Consider the following 15,324-nt stretch of genomic DNA (forward strand, 5'->3'; position numbering starts at 1 on the left):
TCCAAACCATTTATCTGCAGTTTCTCAGTACAGTATAGCCGACCTGGCGTTGTTTTGCAAGAAAAGGAAAAAAAGAAAGCAGCGATTACTCGCTGCTTTTTTCATTAGTAACCCCGAAATGCCGGCTCTTACCAGATTGACTCCTAGCCGCGCCAGGTGGGCAACCTCACTTAAACATCTGTCTTCCACTCGAAGGGAGGCCTGACATCCGCTTAAAAATATTGGAATCCCGTTATGTCAAATGTAGGTTCAAAAAAAGTAAGAGTTATCGAACATCCCAGGAATTACTTTCTTTTGTTGTAAGGTCATTATACAACACTTGAAGCTCTTTTTCAAGTTCCAATTCATGGAGGACAGGGAAGACGCTTCCATCAGTCTTTGCTGCCTGTCAGATTCTCCGGGCCGAAGCTCTCCGGCAGAAGCTCCTCAAGAGTGTATTCTTTGTAATCCTCCGGTGTTCTGGCAAGCAGAATCAAAAATTCATCCGGACGGCAGAATTCTCTCATCACCTGGCGGCAGATCCCGCAGGGTGCGCAGTAGCTTTCTGTCTTTCCATCCCTGCCGCCCACGATGGCAATAGCCGTAAACTCCCTCTTTCCGCTGCTCACCGCCGCCGAAAATGCACTCCGCTCCGCACAGATTCCCGCGGGATAGGAAGCATTTTCTACATTGCAGCCTGTAAATACAGAGCCGTCCCCGCAGAGGAGCGCAGCTGCCACGTGAAAGCCGGAGTAGGGCGCATACGCCCTTTCCAGTGCGCCCAGCGCCGCCTCAATCAGGCCCTGCTTCCAGTTCTCTTTCTCTGTCTCTTTTCTCTCCTCATCCATCCCGTGTCTTTCCATTCCACGCTCCTCCTTTCTGCCGCTCTCATCCTGCCTCCGATTATACTCCTTTTGTCTTTTGCCTGCAAGATGCCTGTACTTCGGCCTTGCCGCCCCGTCCGATCTGTGGTAGAAAAAGAACAGCAGCTGTTTCAGAAATCATTTCATTTTTTTGAAGTGATCGGCACTCTGCTCTCGTTTTAAGAAATGAGAGGGCAACAGAAGGGAGGCGGTTTTATCAATGCAGAAAGGCAGCTGGAAGCCTATATTGACCAGTATCAGAACCTGATTTTCTCGATCTGCTATAAGTATACGGAAAATTATTTTGATGCAGAGGATCTGACACAGGAAACCTTTCTCTCTGCTTATAAGGCAATCTCCCTTTTTGACGGTCAGAGCGCAAAGGCCTGGCTGTGCAAAATCGCCACCAACAAGTGCATTGACTGGGCCAAGCGGGCCGGACGCCGCTCTGTCCCAACAGAGGAGGAATTCTTTACAGAACTTCCGTCTTCTGGCTCCCTGGAAGAAAATTATCTGGAAAAAGAAGTGCGGGAACGGCTCTACCGCTGCTGCTGCGCTCTTAAATCTCCTTACCGGGAGGTGGCCCTTGACTACTACTACTATGAAATGGAAATCAGTGAGCTTGTGCAGAAAACGGGAAAAAACATCAAAACCCTTCAGACTCAGATCTACCGGGCCAAAGGGATGCTTAGAAAGCTGTATGGAAAGGAGGGGCTTCCCCATGACAGATAAACCTGTAAAAATCCGCGGCCACCTGAAACCTGGCCGTCCCATTTCAAGTCTTGACAGCGCGGAGCTTGAACATCTTTTTTCCTGCCCATTCTGCCAGACACAGCTGGCAGAGTACGTGGAAAAGAAAGAGTTAGTCATGGCTCCCGCCCACCTGAAGGCAGAAATTCTGTCCCGGTGCAGACAGACTTCCCAAAAATCAGCCGTCCGGTCCGCCGTTCCGGAAGTCAGCCGTCCGGTCCCCAGACCCCTCACAAAACGGATGGAACTCTTTTTCTACAGTCTGCGGGTGGGCGCAGCTGTCGCCTGCTCTCTGATACTCCTGGCCTTTATGCCGGCGCTTTCCGGGCGGGCAGACAGAATGGCAGAGGCCGCTGACAAATTCCCTGCGCCCTATATTCGGCACGACATCCGGAGCACCGAGCCGCTAAAAGAACGGGTCAGTGATTTCACCGAGCAGCTTAACCGATTAATGAATCTGGAGGTATTTCGATATGACAAGAAAGAAAAATAAACTGCTGACATTTCTCTGGTCCCTGATTCCGGGAGCCGGGGAAATGTATCTGGGATTCTTTAAAATGGGCACCAGCCTGATGGCTCTCTTTCTCCTGCTTCTCTCCTTTTCAGGATTTCTGAATTTTTATGTGATGAGTCTTCTCTCGCCGGTAGTGTGGTTTTACAGCTTTTTTCACACCAACAACCTGAATTCTCTACCTGACGAGGAGTTTTATGCCCTGGAGGATAGCTATCTGCTCCATGTAAGCAGCATAAGGGCTGGCACCTCCTTTTTCAGAAGTCACAGGAGATTTACGGCTGGCTGCCTGATCTTATTTGGAGCTGCCGTACTGTGGAACAACCTGTATCCCCTGATTTGCCACAACCTTCTCCCTTTCCTCCTGCTGCCGCCGTCGGTCATTGATTTCATCTATGCCCTGGCCCGCATTATCCCTCAGACCGTTGTAGCCGCAGCACTGATTGCTGCCGGAGTTCTCCTGATACGGGGCAAGTCAAAGGAACTGAACCAGGACAGGGGCGCGGACGAATCCGCGCTTTCCGGAAAGGAGCAGTAATTCCGCCATCTGCTGCAAAAAGTCTGCGTTTTTTGTCTGAATGCTTCACTCCTGAATCCTCCGTCCTGGTTTCCGGGCCCCGGCGAAGACTTCACAAACGAAAATTTATAAATGAAATGCCAAACGCAGAATACAGCGAGGAATTTAGCCGTTCCTTTGCCGCATTCTGCGTTTGTTTCTGTTATTTATATTTTGCTATCTCTATACTTCTGCCCGGTCAGTCTGTTCCTGCTCTTTTAGAAAGTCCTCCACGTGTTCAAGAGATTCCATCACTCCCACGGCTCCCTGCAGGATTTCCTCCCCGGGCCGCTTCATATCGGGGATGCAGATTACGGGAATTCCAGCGGCGCAGGCAGCCTGCACTCCTGCCTCGCTGTCCTCCAGCACCAGACAGTTCTCCGGTTTTTCCTGCGCCTTTTCGCAGGCCTTCAGGAAAATATCCGGCCAGGGCTTGCCCCGCTCCACCTCGTACCCGAACACCATGTGATCAAAAAACTGCTCAATTCCATTTTTCATAAGAATCGTCAGCGCTCTGTCTTTGGTGCTGGAGGTTGCCAGAAGAATCTTATACTGCTTTTGCCTCAGATAGGTGAGCAGCTTGTCCGCTCCCGGCTTCAGGGCAACTCCTCTCTCCACATATTCCCGCTCCATAGCGAAAATTTTTTCCAGCCCCTCCTCCACCCGGAAGGGAAGCCCGAACGTCTCCACAGCCTTTCTCATATTTTCCGGCGCCGTCTTTCCGCTGTAGCCAGAGGCGTAATCCTCCAGCGTAAGGTTATGGCCGTAGGGCCTCAGAAGCTCCTGGTACAGACGGTAGGAAATGATTTCACTGTCAATCAGAAGTCCATCCAGGTCAAAAATCACTGCTCTTATCTGTGCATGATTCATTTTACTGTTCTCCTTTTACATTCTGCGGCAGCCTGATCGTTCCCGCAATTTCCTTTATGTCATTCAGCAGCCTGCAGCTGTGGTAGCCGTCTGCAGCCGCATGATTCACCGCAATTCCCAGAGGCAGAAGAATCCTTCCATTCTCCTCAAAATATCTTCCAAACAGCACCACAGGAAAGAGCATGGGGGAATCGGAGTACGTGTCGCTTGCGTATCCGGTAAAGCTCAGCCACGGCACGCAGGACACGGCGCAGAAATTGTCGGGCCTTCCAGGTTTTGCCTTCACACCCTTTACATCCCTGTACTCCTCCATATCCCGGACAGCTGCCCGGTAAAAGGTGGTGAAATCCGGGCTGTACTCTGTCCAGATGTCAGAAAACGTCTTGTCATCCGGGTGGAAGATCGTGTAGGAAGGATGACATTCATCCCAGTATCCCAGTCTCCCCTCGCTGTCTGTCTGCATCCGCATTTCCCTGTTCTGATTTACTGCCCGCATGATAATGTAAATAAAAACAGGATAAAATTTGAGCTTCTGTTCCTTCACTTGGGCGAGAAGCTCTGTGATGTCCACATTCACATTCAGGTTATACCTTACTTTAAGCAGATCCCTGTAATAGTGATAGTGCTCCCTTCTCTCCCATTTTTCCATATCAATCAGATGAAATGCCATATCCGCTTCCCCTTTCTTCTTTCTATTTTTCTGTTCTGCCATTATCCCATCTCGACTGACGTCCCGATGGGACCGCTCGTCAAATGCATGCTCAAGCAGGCATGGTATGCGCTTTTCTCGCTATTATACCGTATCCTTCGGATATGCTATTCTCTCCGAGGGATGTCTGCTTTGCAGTCATTATTCCCTGTTTCCAGCGCGGCTAACAGGTATTCTGAAAGCTGTCTCACGTTCTCAGCCACAAAAACAGCTCCGGCCTCCTCAAGCTCTCCGTCTTCTGCAAAGCCATACCCGGCTCCCACACAGTCAATCCCTGCCTGCGCTGCACCTGCCACGTCATGCATCCGATCCCCAATCATCAGGCATCTGCTCCTGCATTCAGGGGGGAGACCCATTTTTTCAAAGCAGTACCGGATTACATCACCCTTTTTCACACGGGTTTCTTCCATGTCAGCCCCGGCGACGCAGTGAAAATACTGCCTGAGCCCAAAATGAGCAAGAATCTGCTCTGCAAATACCTCCGGCTTGGAGGTGGCAACCGCCAGCACGGCTCCCCTGCTGCTGAGTGCTTCCAAAAGCTCGGGGATTCCCGGATAGACTTCATTTTCAAATATTCCGCGGACAGCAAAGTACTCCCTGTAGCGGAGAATAGCCTCCCCTGCCCTCTCCGGCGAAAAATGGTAATATTCCTGAAAACTGTCTCTTAAAGGGGGACCGATAAACGGATACAGTTCCTCCAGATGTTCTACCTCTATCCCGTATGACCGCAGCGCGTACTGAACTGACTTCGTAATCCCCTGAGCCGGATCCGTCAGCGTTCCGTCCAAATCAAACAGAAAAATATTTTTTCCCTCTGCCCTGTTTCTGTGTTCCATCTTTTCCTCCCAGTGATTCTCTGCTGCTTCGCCGCTTCGAGACATAACCGTCGAAGGTCTGCAAAAAGCGGCTGTTTTTAAGTACCCAAGTCTCCCTTCCTCAACCCTGCCTGACATGGTATAATGTTCGCGAAGCGAGCATTATACCTGCGCATACCGGTTTCAGCATTTACTGCTGAAACCGGGCGCTATGTTCCGACGGAGGCTGCAAATCCGCAGGATATGGTATAATAGCGAGGAAAGCGCATGCCATGCTTGTATGAGCATGCATTTGACGAGCGGCCCATCGAGACGCTAGTCGAGATGGTATAATGACTGCAGAGCAGGCATTATACCTGCGCCGAGCCGCTGGCGCCCGAAGGGAGCCAAAACACTGCGGCGGCGAGTGTGCATCCCTCGGAGAGATGCATATCCGCAGGATATGCCATAATAACAGACAGTATGATTCAGGAGGTCCACATATGAAATTAAACGAATTGCTTCAGCTGGCAGACAGCGGCAGGTCAGGCATCAGCCCTCAGGAGAAGTCAAAGAAGTCACAGCAGACTCTTCCCGGGGAGTGGAAATCTTTCTTTCTGAAGGCGGCCCGGGAAGCTCTTCCGGGCGCAGACGCAGACGCCGCCTGGCAGTTTTTCGTCTCTGGAGCCGGGCAGGAGCTGAGCCTGACTCTGGCAGACATAGACAGGCTTTACTGCATCGCAGGGTATCATGAGCACACCCGTCCTTCTCTCCCGGCTTCCGGACAGGAAGGAACGGAAGGGCCGGAGGAAGAACTTTTTCGCACATCTTCCATGAAGATTCTTGACGGCGCGTTTGACGCGGCAGCCCCGGAGGATCTGCCCCAGCTCATGCACCATCTGCCGGATCAGATTCTCTCTTCCCGCTTCACCCTCCATCCCATCGAGCTGGCCGCCATGAGCCTGAAGCGGCTGATTGACATTTCTCCCTATGAGGAAAAAAATGAGGAGGCCGCAGTGCTTCTGATGGATCGGATTCTCACCGGCGCAGGCTTCGTGCCCATCCTCATCACCCCGGAAAACAGAGAAGCCTTTATGGACGCTCTATGCCTTTCCCGCCGAATCTGCGACATGGAGCCTCTTTCCCGCCTTACGGCTGAGGAAATCCTGCGGCAGCAAAGGAATCTATCCTCCGCTCCACTTCCTCCCGGACAGTAGCAGGCGCAAAGGCTGCCCTCGCAGCGTTTTTCATCATCTCTCTTACCTCTTCCCCGGAGACGCCGAAGCGGTCGTGGAGAAGGAGAAGCTCTTTTGTGAGCGTTGTGCCGGAAACGGTGCGGTTATCGGTATTGACAGTCACATTAAGGCCCAGATCTAAGAATCGGCGTACCGGATAATTCTCCTCCCTCTCCACGGCCTTTGTCTGAAAATTGCTGGTAGGACACATCTCAATGGCGATTCCCCTCTCCCTGCACAGACGCTCTGCCTCTTCATGGCCGGCCATGGCGATCCCGTGGCCGATTCTTTTCGCTCCCATGGCTGCCGCCGTGCAGACATTTTCCCAGCTTCCGCATTCGCCTGCATGTATGGTAAACGGAATTCCCATATCTGCGGCAAGCCGGAACATTTCTCTGTGAAGTTCAGGCGGAAATGCCTTCTCATCTCCTGCCAGATCAATGCCGCAGACGCCGTTTCCCATAAATTTTTCCGCCAGACGCGGAATTTCCAGATTTTTCTCTGGTTCGAAATGGCGCATTCCGCAGAGCAGAATCCCCGTCTTTATTCCGAATTCCTTCTCTGCGCTGAGAAGTCCGTCCCTGACGCCTCTCACCACATCCTCTGCCGTAAAGCCGTCATGAGCCGAAAACGCCGGGGCAAACCTAACTTCCATATACAGGGTATTCTCAAGGGCCGCCTCCCTGGCCAGTTCATAAGCGCCTGTGAAGAGAGCGTCATACGTCTGAAGGCATGAAAGGGGCAGTGAAAAGCATTCCAGATACTCCTTCAGGCTCCGGCACCCGGACGGCACCGTCAGCATGGCTCTCAGAGCTGCATCATCGCCGGGAATGGAAATTTCTGCCCTGCCTGCCAGCTTTTTCACTGTCTGCCAGGGCAGGGATCCATCCAGGTGGCAGTGGAGCTCTACTTTTGGAAGCTTCGCTGCCCACTCCTGAAAGCTGCTGTATTTCTCCCGCATCTTTCCGTTTTCCTCTATCTTCTCCCTGTTCATATCCGTTTCCTCCTCTGTAAATATATTTGGCACCCAAAGACTTCCGGCCGTGCCTTCCCTGCAAGCCCTTTAGCCTTCTGCAGCAGGTTTCCTTTTCTCATAAACCCGTCCGTTTTTCATCCTGTCAGGATATTTTGTCTATCATATCATTTATTTCCCGACAGCACAAGCAGTATTCGGGAGGGCCAAAGAAAGTCCTCCTTTCACACAGAGATTCCTTCCCCTTAAACCACGTTATTCCTAAGGCCTCAGCCGGGGAGCGGATGGCCTCACACGCCAGACTGTTTTTCTGAACAGCTTCTGTATAACCGTTCAAAATGACGGTTCAAAAAATCGCAGCTATATGCGGCAAAGTATTTGCCCTGGCCCTTTTTCTATACTATAATTGAAAATCAGGGCAGAGGGTTTTTGTCCCTCTCCATGCCCTTTTTTGAATTTACGGAAGCATAAAGGCTTTTCCAACTATGAAGATGCCGCCATATCGGCGGCGGAATGGAGATTTCTATGACTAAATTACCAGAGCCCGGGCAGCTCTGCTGCGGCTTCACGGCTGTCTCCCAGGGCAGGATTGAGAGCCTCTCTGCCAGCACAGCGGAATTTTTCCACCCTTTAAGCGGCGCCCAGGTTTTATGCATACAAAACGATGACAGGGAGCTGGGCTTTTCTCTTATTTACAGGACGCCCCAGCTGGACGAAACAGATGCCTGCCACATGGCGGAGCATCTCGTCCTCTCTTCCTGTAAAAAATACAGAAGCCGTGATGTGTTTTTTGATATGGACAGCATGAGCTATTCCACCTTTATGAACGGGATAACAGACACCTCCTACACCTGCTACCCCATCTGTTCCAGAAGTGAGGAGCAGCTTTTAAAGCTCATGGATGTGGTTCTCTGCTGTATGGAGGAGCCGGACGCCCTGACAGAGCCTCACTTTTTCGAGCGGGAGGCCCTCCGCTATGAGCTGGAAACGCCGGACAGTCCCCTCCTTCTGGCCGGAACCGTCTTTGGCGAAGACTGGGCCCACCTTACCGATCTGGATGAGAACGCAGACAGCCATACAGCAAGAACCCTGTACCCTGGCCGTCTCGCGGCCAATCTTCCCGGACGCGCCCATCTCCACTATGAAGATGTCTCCAGAGAACAGGTAATGAGAGTTCTGACGGAGTTTTACACCTATTCCAACTGCCTCATCGTCCTCTACGGCGATATGGATTACGGCCGCGTTCTATCCTTTCTTGACAGGGAGCACTTGTCTCTCCACCCTGCCCCATTAAACGGAGGCAGCCTCATCTCGCTTCTTCGCGAACCGCCTGTCCCAGGCTTTCGCTGTTCGATAGAGGAGAGTCCGGCCTACAGCGGCAGCCGCGGCTCCCAGGCTTCCGTCATTGACTACGCGCTGGATCTGTCTGACTGTGATGAGGAGGAACTGATCTGCTTTGATCTCTTTTCCGATCTCCTGGATCACAGCGCCTCCCCTCTTCACCAGACCGCAAAGAGAGAGGGGCTGAACCACGTGATCCAGGCCTTCCTCGACACGCTGCTCATCCACCCTGTCTTCAAATTCCGCCTCTACAACGGTGATGAGGGTGACCGGGACAGACTGCTGCGTGCTGTCCGGATGACGCTTGAGGAAATCTGCGAAAAAGGAATTGCCCCTGAGCTTTACCGGGCCTGTGTCAAGGAACACAGCTTAACGAACCGGTTAGTGCGCGAGGGGGTGCATCTGGGCTGCCATGCCGCCGAGGAAATCGGGCGCTACTGGAGCCTGACAGGAAAGACAGACTATTTCGCTCTCTATGAGAGGGCCTGTGCCCGCTTTGCAGAGGAGGCTAATAAGGACAGGCAGTCCCAGACTCTGATCCGCAATCTGGCCCAAAGGCTCTTAAAGCCCTTTGCAGGCGCTCTCACTGTGACGGTCCCTGTTCCAGGTCTTGCAGAGCAGCTGGAATCTCAGCGCTCCTCGTTTCTGGAGCGCAAAAAGGCGTCCATGACAGAAGAGGAAATCTCCTCCCTTGTGGCTGCCACCCGCTCCTTTCACGACTGGAACAGCAGAGAGTATGGCTGCCGCAGTTTTCTCATAAGTCCCAAGGATCTTCCCGCCCCTTTGGAACATGAGCCTTTCTGTGAGAGGACAAAAAAGGGCATCACAGGGTTTTTCTCCCCTGCGCCGGTTTCCGGCGTATTCTGCTTCCAGATCTATTTCGATCTGGGCTTTCTGTCCAGGGAGGACTGGCCCTTTCTGGCTCTGTACCAGCTGCTTCTGACCGAGGTGGACACTCCGTCCCTCTCCTCGATCCGCCAGAAGATCCTGGAGCAGGAGCTCCTCCACGACTGTACCTTTGACGAAGCCTTTCCCGGGCCTGAGGCAGGAAGCAGAAGCCGCCCTCAGCTGGCTGTATTCTGGTACGGCCTTACCGCTGACTTCACACAGAGCCTTCATTTTCTCCTTGAACTGATGGGGCAGGCCTCCTACCAGAACACGGAGCAGATTATCAGTGCCCTTGAAAAATATCTGCCGGATTACGATCTCTCCCAGGGAGAGAATGCCTCCTCTATCTCCTACGCTCTGGCTGAGAGCGCCATCCGCACGGATGCCCGCTTCAGGGCTGCCACAAACGGCCAGGAAATCTACTATTTTCTCAAGGACACCCTGCAGAGGCTTAAAAGTGAGCCAGAGTACGGCAGGGAGCTGGCCAGACGGCTCTCCCAGACGGCAAAGGCCATTCTCACAAAAAACAGGATGCTTTTCATGGCCGCCGCCCCGGCAGATACGCTTCCCCAGCTTAAAAAAGCTGCCTTTGCCTGCCTTGGCTCCCTGCCGGATTGTCCGAGGCAGGCAGACGGCGTCTCCGGTGTCTCTTCTTTCCGCCATCCCTTTTCTGAGAGCAGCGGACAGGAATCGTCTCCGAACGACCTCCTTCCTGCCCCTGTTATGCGCTCGGCTGTGTCTTTGGACACTCCCTCACAGGAGATCCGGCTGATGGGCGATTTTGCCGGAAGGGACGATTTCAAGGGCAGATATCTGCCCTTCCTCATCGCCCTCTCGGACCGCATCTTAAAGCCGTCTCTCCGCTACCGGGGAGGCGCCTACGACTGCGGCGCTGACTTCTCCCTGCCTAACGGGTACTTTTCTCTCTGGTGCACTGCCGATCCGGGCCTTGAGGAGACAGTCCGCATCTTCAGGCAGGCGGGAACGGCCCTCAGGTCCCTCACCCTTACCGAGGAAGAGCTGGACGGCTATGTTTTAAGCGCCTTTTCTCAGGCTCAGCCTCTATCAGGGCCGTTAAATACCCGCATGAGGCTGATGCGCAGGAAGGCCGCAGGGATCTGCACAGAGACTGTCGATGCCCTGATAAGGGATATTCCAAACGCCTCCCTCGAGTGCCAGGCTGAGGCGGCGGATCTGATCCAGGAGCTGATCGAAAAAGGTTCCCTGGCTGTCGCCGGGAGCCGTCAGGCAGTGGAAAGAGCCGCCCGCCTCTTTGAGCGGACGGAACACCTGCACTCCTGAGTCAGGGTCCAGACGGACTCTTTATCTGAAAAAACCTTAATCCGGCAGGCCGTTTCATTAACAGATAAAACCAGATTGACAAAACCCCCGTGAAGGCCGCTTCTGCGCCCTTCACGGGGGTCTACTATTCCTGTTCTCATTGGAGAACTCTGATGATCTTTTCTGCAGCTTTCCTGCACGTTTCCGTAACTTTGGGCAGCTGCTGCCCTGGCTTTATCCTACCTGAAAAATTCGTGGCTTCCATGCTGTGTCACGTAGGTCAGATGGCCGTCAAACCAGTTTACATTGGATGACGCGGAGCGGTTTCTGTTCATAAAGTACAGTGCTCCGCCGGAATAGTCCTCACCGGCCAGAGCCCGGTCCACACAGTCCCTGGTCTGCTCCGTAACCCTGCATGTATTGATTGTGCCGTTTGATACAGGTGAAAACTGGGATCTCTGATAAACCACATCCGTGATATTGTCGGGGAATTTACTGCTCTTTACCCTGTTGATAATCACGTTTGCCACAAGGATTTTTCCCTTGTCATCGCAGATACCCGCCTCTGCCTGTACGATGCGGAGAAGTACCTCGTAATCTGCATCTGTGTAAGAGATCACGGCGTTCTCACGCTTTCTCTGCTTTTCCTTCTCTTCTGCTTCCTTCTGTGCCTGCTGCGCCTGCATCAGAACTTCTTTCTCAATCACTTCCACTTCCAGGGCGCTCTGGGCAATCTCATCCTGTATATTTCTTTCCAGCAGACTTCCTAAAAGATGCTGGCCCTGTTCATTTGAAGCGGCAAGCTGGAACTCCATACGGGTTCCCGTTCCATTTCCATCTTCTTCTGACGGCAGCTCATCAGTCATTTCATAAGCTTCCTCACTGTCCCCGTACAGGGATACGGCTGCACTCTTGCCTGCTCCCGAAAAATCCCCGGAGTTGAACATCACCACTGTCACCACCGCAGCACCTGTTGTAAACACGGCCGCAGTCCGGTACATTTTCTTTGTCATATTGACAGCCAGTGATTTCACAAATTGGTAGACCGTCTGAAGAAATGAGTAAATGTCTGGCATACACACTCCTCTTTCTTTCTGTTTTTGGCAGACAGAGCTATGCGCCCCTCTCCTGCCCGTTTCCAGTGACGGGCCTAATTATATGGGAGCGGTGTAATAAATGTCAATAAGTTTTTTACATTTTTGTGACATATGACATTGTGATTTAATGATTTTTTAATATTTTCGTCAATATAGCAGAAAAATAACCATTATTTTTGTATGTTTTTTATAGGGTTTTTCGATGGAGTCTGTCCCGAGTTATTACATTTTTATTAATTTCTTCCATGTAAAAATCTTGTCGTTTCCGGGAGTCTATTTTTTATGTAAACCTATCTGCTGTCTGAAAAACACCTGGGCACCTCTCTCATAAGCTCCCAGGCGATGTTTTTCTCTCCTCAGTTCTGCCTCTGCTCCCTGCCCTACTCCCTTACCAGCGGAGCAAATGCAGCCTCTGTATAAGCTGCAAGCTGTTCCGGATCTATGAGAATCTGCACGCCTCTCATACCTGCACTCACTGCAATTTTATCAAAAAGAACTGCTGTTTCTTCTATATAAGTGGGAAACTTCTTTTTCATTCCGATAGGCGAACAGCCGCCGCGGATATACCCGGTCAGGGGAAGCAGCTCCTTCATGTGAATCATCTCCACCTTCTTATCCCCAGCCGCCTTGGCAACCTTCTTTAAATCCAGTTCCTCGTCCACGGGTATGCAGCAGACCAGATACCCCGTCTTTTCCCCTCTCAGCACCAGGGTCTTAAACATAGAATCGTGATCCACCCCCATCATGTCAGCCGCATGGCTTCCGGAGAGATCATTTTCATCTACCTCGTACTCTCCTGCCTCATACTCGATTCCCGCTGCGTCCAGAAGCCGCATTACATTTGTCCTGGTCATACTCTGTCATTCCTCCTGTGCTTTTGCCGTTCTCTTTTCCAGACCTGTTTTCCTATTTTTTTCTTCATCCCTCTGCAGATTCTCACTTCCCTACTTCTGGTACAGATACAGCCACGGCGTATTGACCGGAAGACGGCCAAATTCCTCCCTGTCATACTGCCTGACCTCTTTTCCCTTTCGGACACGGAGGAGGCGGTCGGCCAGAGCCATAGAATCGGCCAGATTGACTGCCAGAATCACCACGGCTATGCCTTTCTCCAAAAGCTCCTCCAAAAGCCTGTATATGTGGATGCGCTGTGATACCCCTGCGCCTTTAAAGGGCTGGACGCAGAATACCACATCCGGGTTCTGCAGAAGAATTCTCGTGTAAATTAAATCATATTTCTGGCCTTCCGTCAATTCATCCACAGAAATGTCGAAGACTTCCCTGCCCAGGCGGTCTGCCAACTCCATCCGCAGGCTCTTTTTTACTCCTCCTCCCAGCCAGACTCCAGGCAGCCTGTGATCCAGGTTAAAGCACAAGTTGTCCAGATAATTCATGTTGGAAAACAGCATGGTTCTGGCCGGAAGCTCCTGTATCACGGCAAGCCGCCTGTCCCTGCCGTACTGAAGTGGGCTTCCTCCTATCTCCACAGTTCCTTTCTCCGGCCGCTTTTCCCCTGACAGCACAGACAGAAGCCCCGGAATCACCTGATTGTCCAGATCCTGAAGGACCAGGCACTCTCCGGGGGATACGAAAAAATCAAGGGGCCCCATCTCCCTGTATTTCAGCCCCTTTAGCCGGAGGGCGGCCCGCCTCTCTGTCTGGCTGTCCGGCTTTCTTGCCATCTGCTCCTTCACCATCCGCTCAAACTCCTCCGTACATTTCAGGAGGAAAAGTTCCGGAACCGTGTCAAAGCTGTGGAAAATTTTTGTGATCTGCCCATTCATCATGAGGGCTGTCCGGCTGCAGATCTGCCTCACTTCCTCAAAATGGGGCGCCACATAGAGAAAGGAGATCCCCTTTCCTGCATAATATCTGAGAATCCCCCTGAGCTTCTCCAGCTCTGCGTCGCTGATAAAGGTGCTGACATCGAAGAGGATAATCAGCCGATGTCCGGCCACCACCCCCTTTAAAAGCTCCACCACAAACCGCTCAAACACCGACAGACTCTCCACATAGGCGTCGGCCGAGATCTCCATCTGAATATCTGCGAGAAAAGGCTCCAGCTGCTCTCTGAGGATGCGGGGCTTAATCAGGCGTTTTTTAAAGCCGGGGCGCAGGACAAATATGTTGTCAGCCACAGTGAGCTTCTCTGCCAGACTGCTCCTGTTCTGGATCAGGGTGATGCGGTTCGGCTTCTGGGCGCAGCCTCTCCACTGGTTCACCAGACGCCCGTTATAATAGATATATCCGTAATGGATAGGGGTATTCTGCCGCAGAAGCTTCAAAAAAGGGGAAAGGCCGTGGTTGTCCACCGGCACAAGCCCCACGATCTCCCCCTCCCACACAGTCAGACTGAAATTTTCAAGCTGGGTATCCCCGTCCTCCTTTAATGTTACACGCTCCATCCTCAAAATCTCTTTTTTCATTTCAGCGCCTCTCTGTTCTGGATTTCCCTGTCACTGGTGATGGCAGGCAGGGAGATCTCCACATCCGTCCCCACACCCGGCATGGAAAATACATGGAGCCCGTACTCCTCCCCAAAGAGCAGGTGAATCCTGTTATTGACATTGACCAGGGCGATTCCTCCCTTTGACTCTTCTCCGGAAGCAACCTCCTTCCCGCTCTTTTCCAGCCGCTCATTCATGCGGGCCAGAGCCTTTTCGTCCATTCCCACTCCGTCATCGGAGATGGTAATTAAAAGCCTGGTTCCGCTGCGTTCCAGACGTATGGTGAGCCTTCCGCTCCCCAGCTTCAGCTCAGTCCCATGGATAATGCTGTTTTCAAGAATGGGCTGCATGGTCAGCTTGGGCAGGCGGCAGCGGTAAATCTCATCCCTGTCATCCGGATCGCAGATCACGGAAAGGCTCAGTCTGGGCCCAAACCGGTACTGCTGAATCCGGAAATACGTTTCACAGTTCTGAAGCTCTTCCTCCACGGAAACGAGATTCTCCACCTTACTGATCGTATAGCGGAAGAAGGCAGCCAGAGCCTCCGTCATGTCAGCCACACTGGCCAGCCCTGAGATCAGGGCCTCGCTGCGGATGCTCTCCAGAGTATTGTAGAGGAAGTGGGGATTGATCTGGTTCTGCAGGGCCAGATACTGGGCCTGTCTCTTGTTCAGCTTTAAGAGCTTTCCCGAGTCCAGCATCTCTCCCAGCCTCTCCACCAGCATCGCCTCCGCAGGCGTCATGCCAGCCCCCTGAAGCTCCGAGAGTTCTGTTATGTATCCGTCCAGAAACAGGCGCATGGTCTTTTCCATGCGCCTGTACGGCCTGATCACCCATATGTAATTGATCCACCCGAGGCCGGCCAGCACCAGAAAGCCGGCTGTCCACAGCCAGGCTGTCCTCCCCTCAGACAGCCCGCTGAAAAATGATGCCCCCAGGATAACTGCAGACAGGATAAACAGGGCCGCAGTGACGGCCTGCATCCGGCAGAACAGATATACATTTCCCTTTTTATCCATACAGGCCTCCT

General features: G+C 52.4%; 14 protein-coding genes and 1 other RNA gene. 5 read left to right on the top strand and 10 right to left on the bottom strand.

Translation table 11 applies throughout. The features are described 5' to 3' along the window. Positions 1 to 106: 106 nt before the first annotated feature. Positions 107 to 287, bottom strand: a non-coding RNA gene (gene ssrS / locus DW757_RS11995) — 6S RNA. Between the two features lie 84 nt (positions 288 to 371). Further along, positions 372 to 842 (bottom strand): cytidine deaminase, encoded by a 471-nt coding sequence (locus DW757_RS12000; protein ID WP_118751811.1) that lies wholly within the window; start codon positions 840 to 842, stop codon positions 372 to 374. A 186-nt stretch (positions 843 to 1,028) separates the two neighbouring features. Between DW757_RS12000 and DW757_RS12005 the strand changes: the two genes are divergently transcribed. The 3 genes from DW757_RS12005 to DW757_RS12015 are packed head-to-tail and all read left to right on the top strand — an operon-like array spanning position 1,029 to position 2,641. Further along, positions 1,029 to 1,574: an RNA polymerase sigma factor gene (locus tag DW757_RS12005; protein ID WP_008395190.1), complete on the top strand. Its 546-nt coding sequence runs from the start codon at positions 1,029 to 1,031 to the stop codon at positions 1,572 to 1,574. After that, positions 1,564 to 2,085 (top strand): hypothetical protein, encoded by a 522-nt coding sequence (locus DW757_RS12010; protein WP_118751812.1) that lies wholly within the window; start codon positions 1,564 to 1,566, stop codon positions 2,083 to 2,085. The genes DW757_RS12005 and DW757_RS12010 overlap by 11 nt, the downstream gene beginning before the upstream one ends. After that, entirely contained in the window at positions 2,066 to 2,641 is a 576-nt protein-coding gene (locus DW757_RS12015) for a hypothetical protein (protein WP_118751813.1), read from the top strand. Before DW757_RS12010 ends, DW757_RS12015 begins: the two co-directional genes overlap by 20 nt. A gap of 201 nt (positions 2,642 to 2,842) precedes the next feature. Here the strand turns inward: DW757_RS12015 and DW757_RS12020 are convergent, their stop codons facing one another. From DW757_RS12020 to DW757_RS12030, 3 genes are all read right to left on the bottom strand, one after another. Further along, positions 2,843 to 3,529, bottom strand: a complete 687-nt coding sequence (locus tag DW757_RS12020) for an HAD family phosphatase (protein ID WP_118751814.1) — start codon at positions 3,527 to 3,529, stop codon at positions 2,843 to 2,845. 1 nt (position 3,530) lies between these two features. Beyond that, the gene (locus tag DW757_RS12025) at positions 3,531 to 4,199 is read right to left on the bottom strand and encodes a chloramphenicol acetyltransferase CAT (RefSeq protein WP_021966742.1); all 669 of its coding nucleotides are present in this window, start codon (positions 4,197 to 4,199) and stop codon (positions 3,531 to 3,533) included. Positions 4,200 to 4,345: 146 nt separating this feature from the next. After that, positions 4,346 to 5,074: an HAD family hydrolase gene (locus DW757_RS12030; RefSeq protein WP_118751843.1), complete on the bottom strand. Its 729-nt coding sequence runs from the start codon at positions 5,072 to 5,074 to the stop codon at positions 4,346 to 4,348. A 461-nt stretch (positions 5,075 to 5,535) separates the two neighbouring features. Here DW757_RS12030 and DW757_RS17415 point away from each other — a divergent pair, with 461 nt between their 5' ends. Further along, a complete protein-coding gene (locus tag DW757_RS17415; protein WP_182433297.1) occupies positions 5,536 to 6,249 on the top strand; it encodes a Fic family protein in 714 nt (237 codons plus the stop codon). Here DW757_RS17415 and add read toward each other — a convergent pair. Continuing rightward, positions 6,182 to 7,261: an adenosine deaminase gene (add, locus tag DW757_RS12035; RefSeq protein WP_118751815.1), complete on the bottom strand. Its 1,080-nt coding sequence runs from the start codon at positions 7,259 to 7,261 to the stop codon at positions 6,182 to 6,184. The two genes, DW757_RS17415 and add, sit on opposite strands and share 68 nt — an antisense overlap. 504 nt (positions 7,262 to 7,765) lie before the next feature. Here add and DW757_RS12040 point away from each other — a divergent pair. Beyond that, a complete protein-coding gene (locus DW757_RS12040) occupies positions 7,766 to 10,771 on the top strand; it encodes an insulinase family protein (protein ID WP_243033642.1) in 3,006 nt (1,001 codons plus the stop codon). A 218-nt stretch (positions 10,772 to 10,989) separates the two neighbouring features. Here the strand turns inward: DW757_RS12040 and DW757_RS12045 are convergent, their stop codons facing one another. From DW757_RS12045 to DW757_RS12060, 4 genes are all read right to left on the bottom strand, one after another. Beyond that, positions 10,990 to 11,826 carry a cell wall hydrolase gene (locus tag DW757_RS12045; RefSeq protein ID WP_008395175.1) on the bottom strand — a complete coding sequence of 279 codons (837 nt, stop codon included), beginning with the start codon at positions 11,824 to 11,826 and terminating at the stop codon, positions 10,990 to 10,992. Positions 11,827 to 12,227: 401 nt separating this feature from the next. Continuing rightward, positions 12,228 to 12,701, bottom strand: coding sequence for a Cys-tRNA(Pro) deacylase (ybaK, locus tag DW757_RS12050; RefSeq protein WP_008395174.1), 474 nt, complete (start codon positions 12,699 to 12,701; stop codon positions 12,228 to 12,230). Between the two features lie 90 nt (positions 12,702 to 12,791). Beyond that, positions 12,792 to 14,273, bottom strand: coding sequence for an ATP-binding cassette domain-containing protein (locus tag DW757_RS12055; protein WP_118751817.1), 1,482 nt, complete (start codon positions 14,271 to 14,273; stop codon positions 12,792 to 12,794). Beyond that, entirely contained in the window at positions 14,270 to 15,313 is a 1,044-nt protein-coding gene (locus DW757_RS12060) for a sensor histidine kinase (protein WP_118751818.1), read from the bottom strand. Before DW757_RS12060 ends, DW757_RS12055 begins: the two co-directional genes overlap by 4 nt. Between the last annotated feature and the right edge of the window lie 11 nt (positions 15,314 to 15,324).

Source organism: Clostridium sp. AM29-11AC (assembly GCF_003480545.1).
In the GTDB taxonomy this organism is placed as follows: domain Bacteria; phylum Bacillota; class Clostridia; order Lachnospirales; family Lachnospiraceae; genus Otoolea; species Otoolea saccharolyticum_A.